Here is an 8,237-nt window from a genome sequence, read left to right as displayed (position 1 = left end):
GGGCGGCTCCCCAGAACAGTCTCAGCCTGGAAGTTGGTCACTAGCTAGACACTACCTAACAGCCACAGGCGATAGGCTGAGAGGCCAGAGATGCTGTCGTGGCTTTCATCTTACCTCTCAGCGGTTTTTGAGATGTTGCCTTGTAAGCTCTATTTAAAGTCAGTCGAATCGCTTAGTATCGGGAGACAGATGTGACTTGTATAGCTTCCCAGTTTTTGAGATTTGAAGACTTTTTAGAAGCATTTTGAAAGTGTCTTAGCCGATGGATTAAATATGAATTATCAGCCATAGAAATCTTCATCAAGAATCTGTTCTAAGGAAAAAGGGCAGTCTAAGGGATATGCTTCCTCTGGAGGAATCGCAATTCCAAAGTCAGCCAATTTACTTTCCTTGATGGCAATTTTGCGACCTTTAGGATAGGTTTTATCGATGGCGATTGCTACATGAGATTTCAAAGAAGGGGTGTTTTCTAGTAAGGCGACAACTCGTTCCCTGTGTTCGACAATGGAGCTATACCAGCTAGATTTCATGCTTTCAGGGGCGGAGGATTGTACTTTTAATTTCAGTAAATGAGCCAGCAAAATCATTAAATTTCCTTCCAAGGCATTTTTATCTGATTTACCCAATTCTTTTAACTCCTCAACCAAATGAGATACATCTAATGCCTGAAAATCTCCTTGTTCTAACTGACCTATTGTTGTTATCAGCCATAATTGAAAATCTTGTTCATAGAGTTCTGATTTAGTTATCATGATGTCTTCGATAATAGTTAATATAGATTGAATTATACTCTATTTTGCAGATTTCGGATGTTGCAATCGGTAAATGTTAAGTTTTACTACAGGATTTAACATCTGCGCCTATGCCCTATTCCCTTATCCTTAGGATAAGCGGTTAAAATACATCTTAGCTTAAGGACTAGAGAATATTATGAGACTAGAAAGAGAAGATTTTGATTGGGCGGTACAACAAAACCTAATTACTGCCAGCCAAGCTGAAAATTTATGGACGGCTTTTTTATCCCGTTATCCCCAAGAAGATGAAGTTAATCGCCCTCGCTTTAATTTTGCTAATGTGGCCTATTATTTTGGGGCATTAATTGTTATCTCTGCCCTGGGGTGGTTTATGAACGAAGCTTGGGAGAGTTTCGGTGGTGCAGGACTATTTTTTATCGCCCTGTTTTATGCAATTTGTTTTATTTTTGCGGGGAAAAATCTCTATTTTCAGCAAAATCTCAAAATCCCCGGCGGCCTTTTATTTACCATGGCAGTGGCAATGACTCCCTTAGCAATCTACGGTTTACAACGCTGGACAGGATACTGGCAAGCCGGAAATATGGCCATTTATCCAGATTTCTATACCTGGACTAAAGGCGGTTGGTTTTTAATGGAATTAGGCACGATTATCGCAGGATTAATAACTTTGCGATTTGTTAAATTTCCTTTTTTAACTGCACCGATCGCCTTTAGTCTGTGGTATATGTCAATGGACTTAACCCCTTTGCTATTTGGAGAGAACGAATATATATGGAGAATGCGACTGTGGGTATCCTTTTGGTTTGGAATTGCCTGTTTAATAACTGCCTATTTAATTGATGTACGTCAGCGTCGCAGTCGGGGAGATTTTGCTTTTTGGCTATACCTATTCGGATTAATTATGTTTTGGTTTAGTCTATCTCTCCTAATCGATGATAATGAAGCGCAACGATTTTTGTACTGTCTAATTAACTTGGGATTGATGTTATTATCCGTCCTGCTAAAAAGAAGATTATTTGTGGTTTTCGGAGGTGTCGGAGTATTTGCCTATCTTTCCTATCTCTCCTATCGTATCTTTGCCGATTCAATTTTCTTTCCCTTTGCCCTAACCGTCCTAGGACTTGGTATTATCTATATGGGAGTTTTGTATCAGCGTCATTACCAAACCATGGCTAGATTTCTTGAAAGTTATATCCCTCTCGAATGGCGCAATTTATTCCCCAAAGATCGATAATTAGGAGAAATGGGGACATGGGGATATGGGGAAATGGGGAGATTCAACTAAAAAACCCCAAAACCCCAAAACCCCAAAACCCAACACCATCTTTTTTACTTTTATGAAAATACTTATCGTTGATGATGAAAAAGAATTAACCGAACCCTTAGAACAAATTCTTGCTCAAGAAGGCTATGAAGTTGATATTGCTGATCATGGTCGGACGGGGTTAGAATTGGCACAAGAGAATAATTATGACCTCTTAATTCTCGATTGGATGTTACCCCAGCAATCCGGATTACAAATCTGTCAATATTTACGCAATCAAGGGGACACCACTCCCGTTTTGTTTCTAACCGCTAAGGATACCATAGACGATCGAGTGGCGGGATTAGATGCCGGCGCTGATGATTATTTAGTCAAACCCTTTCAACTGCGAGAATTATTAGCGAGAGTCCGCGCTTTATTGCGTCGTTCTCCCAATTTTGAAGCTAGTAATAGCAGTAAACTAAAATGTGCTGATTTAGAACTCGATAGCGAAAATCAAGTGGCTTATCGTCACGGTCGCACGATCAGTTTATCAGCAAAAGAAGTACAATTGTTGACTTTATTTATGACCCATCCAGGTCAACTTCTCACCCATGAACAAATTTATCAGCATCTCTGGTCAGAAGGGGAGCAACCTAATAGTAATGTGGTTCCTGCCCTGATGCGCTTACTGCGTCGTAAAATCGAAGCGGCCGGAGAAACACCTCTAATTAATACTGTCTATGGGAAGGGCTACCGTTTCGGGGAAAATTAGGGGATGCTGAAAGATAATGAGAATAAGTAACTGGTTATAATTAAATTAAAAATGGATTTTAGGTTCGATCCCCCCTGCCCCCCTTAATAAGGGGGGTGCCGATCCCCCCTTAGTCCCCCCTTAATAAGGGGGGTGCCGATCCCCCCTTAGTCCCTCCTTAATCCCCCCTTAATCCCCCCTTAATAAGGGGGGTGTCTGATAATTTTTAACGCCTACCTACTTAGCAACTGATTACTGATTACTGATATATGTTATCCTGCCTACAAATTCAAAATTTTACCCTCATCGATCGCTTAGAATTAACTTTCGGGAACGGATTAAATGTACTGACCGGTGAGACGGGGGCAGGAAAATCAATTATATTAGATGCGATCGATATTGTTCTCGGTGGTAAAGTCAATCATCGCGTCATCCGTCAGGGAAGCCAACAATCAACCCTAGAAGCGACTTTTTCTCTGACTCCAGAATTAATTGCTTGGCTAGAAAGTCAGGAAATTGACCCATTAGAAGATAATAGTCTGACCATCAGCCGGGAATTAGTGATTACTAATAATTCCTTGCGTTCTCGTTCTCGGATTAACGGAGTCGTCGCTAATCGCCAACAAATGGCGCAAATAAGAGATTTTTTGGTAGAAATCACCGCCCAAGGTCAAACAGTTCAGTTAATGGACGCTAATCGACAGAGGGAATTATTAGATCTCTACGGGGGTGAATCGCTGCTGCGGCAGCGGGAAAAGGTAGCCACAGCCTACCTTAACTGGCAAGAAAGCAAGAATATTTTAAATAATAGGTTGCAATCGGAACAAAATCGCCTACAGAGATTAGATTTATTAGAATATCAACTAAAAGAACTAGAATCAGCTAATTTAACTGACGCTGACGAGTTGGAACAGTTGGAACAGGAAAGAAACCGACTCTCCCACGCTGTCGATTTGCAAAATTCCAGCTATCAAGTCTATCAACTCCTCTACCAAAACGATCGCGATCAACCGGCCGTCGCCGATTTGTTAGGAAAAGCTGAAAATATCTTGACAAATATGATGGTTTATGATACAAGTTTAGAGCCAATTTTAGAGATGGTGCGATCGGCATTAAATCAGGTGGTGGAAGCGGGACAGGAAATCAACGTTTATGGGGATAGTCTAGAGGCAGATCCCGAGAGATTGAACGAGATAGAAGAGAGAATTGTCCAACTTAAGCGCATTTGTCGCAAGTATGGCCCAAGTTTAGCCGAAGCGCTCGATTATTATCAGAAATTACAGCAGGAATTAGCGGAGTTGACGGGAGAAGGACAATCCATTGAAGAATTAGAAAAAATTTGTCAGCAACAGGAAAACATCTATCGAGAAACTAGCACCCAGTTGACCTTTTTGCGACAACAAACCGCTAGTCAACTAGAAAAACAATTGGTACAGGAATTAAAACCTTTAGCCATGGAAAAGGTGATTTTTGTCTGTCGGATTGACCCGGGTAATCCTAGCAGTCTGGGAGTCGATCAAGTGGTATTTTATTTTAGTCCCAATCCAGGGGAAAAAATCCAACCTTTATCCAGTACCGCTTCCGGAGGAGAAATGAGTCGTTTTCTCCTAGCGTTAAAGTCCTGTTTTTCCCAATCCCAATCGGCAGCAGCAACCCTAATTTTTGATGAAATTGATGCGGGAGTATCGGGAAAAGTTGCCCAGGCAATTGCCGATAAATTAGATCAATTAGGTCAACAATATCAAGTTTTGTGCGTTACCCATCAACCTTTAGTGGCTGCTTTAGCTGATCACCATTTTCGCGTTTATAAACAAATGATTGCCGAAGATAATCCCACTAATCTCTCGGAAATTCGCACAGTTGTCCGGGTTACTTCTCTTGATAATCGTCAGACGAGAAGGGAAGAATTGGCACAATTAACGGGAGGAAATTCGGCAGCAGATGCCATCGCTTTTGCCGAGTCTTTATTGGAGAAAGCGGCTGCCAAAAAACAGCAGGATTTAACCTTGAAATTGACTGATTAACCAACGTCCTACCTGACTTTGATCTCTGGTGCGTGCCTGTTGTAAAGCTGACTCTAAAACCGCAAGTTTTAAATTAGGTAAAACCTTTGATATATCAATTCTTTTACTACCTCGATCGATTATTTCAAAAGCGAATATTTGGGGATACTCTACCTTAACACTCCAATATTCACTAACCCCTAATTCTTCATAGAGTAAGCGTTTATTACCTAAGTCATCATTAAGGGTAGATTTTGAGATTTCAATGACTAAATCTGGTGGGGGATACTGATTCAAATCAATAATCGAAGTACCGTAGGGAATCAGATTAGCTTTCTCTGCAAAATAATAAGATATATCCGGTTGAACTTCTCGATAACCAGACCTGCGAAAACTGCAATTATCTTTGGCATTAAAGGTCAGATTTTTTAGGGTAGCATAGAGACTAACAGCGAAGATCAAAATAGCATGATCGCTGGCATGATCGTTACCAATAGGAGTCATTTCTAATCGATAATAGCCATTGTAATAATAACTTTTTCCTTGATTTTCTGGGAAGTTTTTAATTGCTTCTAAGTATTCTTCCCAACTAGCTTTAATCCATAAATCTGTCGAGATAGTAGTTTCTAGCTGTTGCATAATATTAGCCTCGATTTTATGGGGTTAACCTTGAAATTGACTGATTAACCAACGTCCCACCTGACTTTGATCCTTGCTGCGTGCCTGTTGTAAAGCTGACTCTAAAACCGCAAGTTTTAAATTAGGTAAAACCTTTGATATATCAATTCTTTTACTACCTCGATCGATTATTTCAAAAGCGAATATTTGAGGGTCATCTACCTTAACACTCCAGTATTCACTAACCCCTAATTCTTCATAGAGTAAGCGTTTATTACCTAAGTCATCATTGAGGGTAGATTTTGAGATTTCAATGACTAAATCTGGTGGAGGATACTGATTTAAATCAATAATCGAAGTCCCATTTGGTATCAGATTCGCTTTTTCTCCTAGATAGCAAGATATATCTGGCTGCACTTCTCTAATTCCTCTTTTACGATAAGAACAAGTGGGGAGTCCTTGAAAAGGAATTTCTTTGAGGATAGCGTAGAGACTCACCCCCAAAAAGACAACGTGATGATCTCTAGCGTGTTCAAATCCAATAGGAGTCATTTCTAATCGATAATAGCCATTGTAATAATAACTTTTTCCTTGATTCTCTGGGAGGTGGTTAATTGCTGCTAAGTATTCTTCCCAACTAGCTTTAATCCATCGGTCAGTTATCCCCTTAGTTTCTAACTGTTGCATAGTTATCCAGTCCCGCTTTCAACTTTTCCTCTAATTATAGCAATTATTGCTTAAATCAGAACCAGGGAACTGAGCAAGTATAATGATAGAATAGATTAATTGAGAAAAAATTAGCCCAATTATGACCACAACTTATGATTACATAATTATCGGTGGTGGTATCACCGGTTCCGCCTTAAGTTATGAACTAGCTAACCTAGGCAGTCGAGTCCTCTTATTAGAAAAAGAAACCCATCCCCTCAACGCCACTTTCTACAGTTACGGGGGTTTAGCCTATTGGTCGGCCACCACAGAAATCCAGAGAAAATTATATCAAGAAGGTCGAGAAATTCAGCGCAATTTATCCCAGGAATTGGGCATAGATAATGAATACCGGGACATAGAGCTAATTCTCACCGTTAACCCCGAAGATGATCCGGTCACTGTGGCCGAAAAATTTGCTATCTTTGCTATTACCCCCGAAATTCTCGATCCGCAGGCAGCGATCGCTTTAGAACCTCTATTAAATCCCGCAGCTATCTCCGGAGTTTTACGACTGCCCCACGGTCACATTAACGCCGAAAAAACTAATCTTGCCTATCAACAAGCTTTCCTGCGTCTGGGAGGCAAGATTATTCGGGAAGCTGTCATCGAATTAATTGAAACTGCATCGAGAATTACCGGCGTAAAAACTCCTAAAAATAATTATTCTGCCGGGGAAACTATCGTCTGTGCCGGGGGATTAACTCGGTCTTTACTGCAAAAATCCGGTATTACTGCTCCCGTCTATTTTACCCATGCCCAGGTGATCAAAATTCCCCCCACTGAGATCAAATTAAACACCCTAGTTATGCCTGCAATTCCTGCCAGATTGGTATTAGAGCAAAAAATCACCCAACTAGAAAAGCAGGGCATTTGGCAGAGAGAAACCCCAGAAATAATTGCCAGTGTTTTAGAAACGGGGGCGGTACAATTCCGGGATCAAAGTCTTTATCTAGGGCAAATTAGCGCCATTATCACCGATCCAGGCGGGAGTTTAAACCCTCTGACGGGGGAAAAAGCAATACGCGCCGCCGTGGGGACATTGCTGCCCTCTTTAGCCTCTCTCCCCGGCAGCTGTCATCATTGCCTAGTGGCCTTTGCCCCCTCGGGACGGCCTCTGGTGGGAGCGATCGCCGATAAAGTGGGATTGCAGGTATTTTCTGGTTTTACCAGTACACTTGTATCGGCTCCGCCCCTAGCTCGACGTTTTGCGCGTCATCTGCTGGGGGAAAATGACGAGATAATTAGGGTTTGCTGAAAAAGTTTTTCGTGGGGACAGGGTGTGAGGTGTGGGGTGTGGGGTGTGGGGTGTGGGGTGTAGGTTTTTACCCATTTTCATCTGGTAAATTACCTAATTTTCAGGGAAAAAGTCCAGGGATTTTCCCCCCGATCCCTCCCAGATCTGGGACTTTTTGATTGACCAAAAGTCTAAAAGTCTTACCCAACAAGGTTTTTAGATTTATTTAGCAAACCCTAATTGCTAATTGACAAAAGTCAAGAGAGAAATTAACTGATGGTTGCCATTAATCCTAATCGACTTTTTCCAATTGCCAAAGAATTTGGTTTCCCTCGCGTCTGACCCGGGAGATTACCCAATTTCGCCACGGCCAATGGTCGCCGCGACTGGTAACGGCCCCTGGATTAATATCCATTAAATCGGCCACTTCGGCGCTGGTAATCAAATAACCGCGATTGGCCACTTCATCGGCAATGCGTAGGGTTTCGATCAGATGTCTTAGCTGGTCAACTCTTTCTCCCCGGGGTAATTGGATTTCATCGCCAGCGCTATTAGGTGGTTCATTCATGGTGATGGTCTGGTCAAAGTTGATTAACAATAAAAATTGTCGGTTAAGGCAAACAATCAAGCTTCCCCTATCGTTATTCTATCGATTTCATCAATAATAGTCCTGATCAAAACAGTCCTATCCCGTCACATCTTTACTAAAACCCCAAAAACCCCTTGACAAAAAACACAAAATATAGTAGGGAAATCAGGGAAAGTGGTTAGCGGTCACTAGACCTCTTGCAAAAGTCTTAAGTCGATCCTTGTACAGCAACATTTTTGAAGATTATCAACTACTAATAAATAATTAACTGAAAGTCCCTCCCATTATTGTTTCTATCGTTTGTTTTCGGATTTATGCAAGAGGTCTAAT

Annotated in this window: 9 protein-coding genes; 4 read left to right on the top strand and 5 right to left on the bottom strand. The window is 41.4% G+C overall.

All coding sequences use genetic code 11. The annotated features are described in order from the left end of the window. Positions 1–281: 281 nt before the first annotated feature. Positions 282–752, bottom strand: coding sequence for a DUF29 domain-containing protein (locus O9332_RS02760; RefSeq protein WP_002763864.1), 471 nt, complete (start codon positions 750–752; stop codon positions 282–284). 178 nt (positions 753–930) lie between these two features. On the opposite strand from O9332_RS02760, the gene O9332_RS02755 reads away from it, so the two are divergent. From O9332_RS02755 to recN, 3 genes are all read left to right on the top strand, one after another. Next, positions 931–1,989, top strand: a complete 1,059-nt coding sequence (locus tag O9332_RS02755; RefSeq protein ID WP_002763865.1) for a DUF2157 domain-containing protein — start codon at positions 931–933, stop codon at positions 1,987–1,989. A gap of 103 nt (positions 1,990–2,092) precedes the next feature. Further along, positions 2,093–2,773: a two-component system response regulator RppA gene (rppA, locus tag O9332_RS02750; RefSeq protein ID WP_043999551.1), complete on the top strand. Its 681-nt coding sequence runs from the start codon at positions 2,093–2,095 to the stop codon at positions 2,771–2,773. 248 nt (positions 2,774–3,021) lie between these two features. Continuing rightward, positions 3,022–4,776: a DNA repair protein RecN gene (gene recN, locus O9332_RS02745; protein ID WP_002763867.1), complete on the top strand. Its 1,755-nt coding sequence runs from the start codon at positions 3,022–3,024 to the stop codon at positions 4,774–4,776. On the opposite strand, the gene O9332_RS02740 is transcribed toward recN, so the two are convergent. Continuing rightward, on the bottom strand, positions 4,753–5,394 hold the full coding sequence (locus O9332_RS02740; protein ID WP_002763869.1) for a Uma2 family endonuclease: 642 nt from the start codon (positions 5,392–5,394) through the stop codon (positions 4,753–4,755). The genes recN and O9332_RS02740 overlap by 24 nt on opposite strands. 24 nt (positions 5,395–5,418) lie before the next feature. After that, positions 5,419–6,060, bottom strand: a complete 642-nt coding sequence (locus tag O9332_RS02735; RefSeq protein WP_002763870.1) for a Uma2 family endonuclease — start codon at positions 6,058–6,060, stop codon at positions 5,419–5,421. Positions 6,061–6,181: 121 nt separating this feature from the next. Between O9332_RS02735 and O9332_RS02730 the strand changes: the two genes are divergently transcribed. Then, positions 6,182–7,339 carry an NAD(P)/FAD-dependent oxidoreductase gene (locus O9332_RS02730; protein WP_002763872.1) on the top strand — a complete coding sequence of 386 codons (1,158 nt, stop codon included), beginning with the start codon at positions 6,182–6,184 and terminating at the stop codon, positions 7,337–7,339. On the opposite strand, the gene O9332_RS02725 is transcribed toward O9332_RS02730, so the two are convergent. Together O9332_RS02725 and O9332_RS02720 are read right to left on the bottom strand one after the other, a co-directional pair. Further along, positions 7,277–7,420 (bottom strand): hypothetical protein, encoded by a 144-nt coding sequence (locus tag O9332_RS02725; RefSeq protein ID WP_288023531.1) that lies wholly within the window; start codon positions 7,418–7,420, stop codon positions 7,277–7,279. The two genes, O9332_RS02730 and O9332_RS02725, sit on opposite strands and share 63 nt — an antisense overlap. A 190-nt stretch (positions 7,421–7,610) precedes the next feature. Next, a complete protein-coding gene (locus tag O9332_RS02720; RefSeq protein ID WP_002732855.1) occupies positions 7,611–7,886 on the bottom strand; it encodes a hypothetical protein in 276 nt (91 codons plus the stop codon). Between the last annotated feature and the right edge of the window lie 351 nt (positions 7,887–8,237).

Origin of the sequence: Microcystis sp. LE19-10.1B, assembly GCF_027530565.1 — a bacterium.
GTDB lineage: Bacteria > Cyanobacteriota > Cyanobacteriia > Cyanobacteriales > Microcystaceae > Microcystis > Microcystis aeruginosa.
Note: the sequence above shows the minus strand (reverse complement) of the source record. Positions and strands in the feature narration are given on the sequence as shown.

What these genes read in the sequence shown, in the direction of transcription:
- O9332_RS02760 (WP_002763864.1), bottom strand. Translation starts at nt 752, where the DNA reads ATGATAACTAAATCAGAACTCTATGAACAAGATTTTCAATTATGGCTG.
- O9332_RS02755 (WP_002763865.1), top strand. Translation starts at nt 931, where the DNA reads ATGAGACTAGAAAGAGAAGATTTTGATTGGGCGGTACAACAAAACCTA.
- rppA (WP_043999551.1), top strand. Translation starts at nt 2,093, where the DNA reads ATGAAAATACTTATCGTTGATGATGAAAAAGAATTAACCGAACCCTTA.
- recN (WP_002763867.1), top strand. Translation starts at nt 3,022, where the DNA reads ATGTTATCCTGCCTACAAATTCAAAATTTTACCCTCATCGATCGCTTA.
- O9332_RS02740 (WP_002763869.1), bottom strand. Translation starts at nt 5,394, where the DNA reads ATGCAACAGCTAGAAACTACTATCTCGACAGATTTATGGATTAAAGCT.
- O9332_RS02735 (WP_002763870.1), bottom strand. Translation starts at nt 6,060, where the DNA reads ATGCAACAGTTAGAAACTAAGGGGATAACTGACCGATGGATTAAAGCT.
- O9332_RS02730 (WP_002763872.1), top strand. Translation starts at nt 6,182, where the DNA reads ATGACCACAACTTATGATTACATAATTATCGGTGGTGGTATCACCGGT.
- O9332_RS02725 (WP_288023531.1), bottom strand. Translation starts at nt 7,420, where the DNA reads ATGAAAATGGGTAAAAACCTACACCCCACACCCCACACCCCACACCCC.
- O9332_RS02720 (WP_002732855.1), bottom strand. Translation starts at nt 7,886, where the DNA reads ATGAATGAACCACCTAATAGCGCTGGCGATGAAATCCAATTACCCCGG.